We start from the raw sequence: 1,256 nt of genomic DNA on the forward strand, positions 1-1,256 counted from the left end.
GGTGGGGGGAAGCCGACCCGGAGGAGGTGCCTGTGGTGGCTGCTCCTTGTTGTGGTCCCGGTGAGTGTTGTGCTCCCGGTGAGTGCAGAACGGACGGGAGAGCCAGGCACAGGGCTGCTGCGATACAGGCCGCGGTCGCGCCCAGGGCGCGCCGGCGGTGGCGGCGCCGGTCGGCGCGTCTGCGGATCTCCGCAGCGGGCAGGGTCGGTGCGGGCATCTGCGTACCGAGCAGCCGCAGCCGGTCGGCGAGGGTGTCGTGAATGGGGTCAGACACGGAGCTTTCCTTCCTCGCTGGTCGGGGTCGGGGTTCGGCCGACGAGTTTGGCCGCGAGCGCAGTCCGGCCGCGGGCGAGGCGGCTCTTGACGGCGCTGACGCTGGCGCCGGTCTCGGCCGCGACCTGCTCGACGGAGAGGTCGCACATGTGGTGCAGGACCAGGGCGCTTCGCTGTGCCTCGGGCAGGTCGCGGAGCGCGGTGACCAGCATCAGGTGCTCCTCGGTGGGCGGCTCGACTGTGAGTGGTTCTTGACGCTGGTGGCGTCCCGCCAAGTGCAGGCCCCGGGCGAGACGCCGCCAGCGGGAGTGGGCCAGCCGCCGGGCCGTGGTCCGGATCCATGCCTCCGGGGCATCGTCCGGGTCGAAGGTGCGCCTTCGGTCCCACGCGCGGATGAAGGCCTCCTGGACCACGTCCTGTGCTTCGGACCAGTTGCCGGTCAGCGCGTAGAGCTGCCTGGTCAGGCGGGAGAAGGACGCCGCGTAGAACGCGTCGAACTCCTGTGACGTCATCAAGGGCTTCTCCTCCGGGGCTGTCCGTCAGCGCGCGGCACAGGCGGTGCGTGGGGAGGCACCCTCGGTCGCGGCGGTGGAGCCGTGCGTCCCGGGCGCAGCCCCCCACCCTGTACGCACGAGCGCCGCCACTGCGTCGCATCGACGGCCTATGACCTGGATCACGTGTGCGGGGTGCGACCTGCCGGGCGTCGGGAGGCGTACAGGGGCGCTGGCATCAACCGGACGCCCGCAGGAAAGGACACCGCTTCATGCGTATCCGCCCGATCATGCTCATCACCGCGACCGCCACCGCCGCAGCCATCGCGGCCGCGGGGGGAATGGCCACTGCCGCAACCGGCACCTCCACGCCCACCCCCACCGCCCACGGCGAGCCCTCCAGCGCGCCCACCGCCGCGGCCCACGGCTCCGGCTCGGCCGGCACCTCGGCGGTCTCCGGCACGGGCTCGTCCGCTACCCCCACGCCTGCCA

At 72.8% G+C, this 1,256-nt stretch carries 1 protein-coding gene and 1 pseudogene; both read right to left on the reverse strand.

The genetic code is table 11. The features are described 5' to 3' along the window. Positions 1–266 precede the first annotated feature (266 nt). On the reverse strand, positions 267–785 hold the full coding sequence (locus tag ACIPSC_RS39035; protein WP_400835178.1) for a SigE family RNA polymerase sigma factor: 519 nt from the start codon (positions 783–785) through the stop codon (positions 267–269). Positions 786–1,002: 217 nt separating this feature from the next. Next, positions 1,003–1,256, reverse strand: a pseudogene (locus ACIPSC_RS39040) (hypothetical protein); the annotation flags it as partial.

This window comes from Kitasatospora sp. NPDC090091, assembly GCF_044747365.1.
GTDB lineage: Bacteria > Actinomycetota > Actinomycetes > Streptomycetales > Streptomycetaceae > Kitasatospora.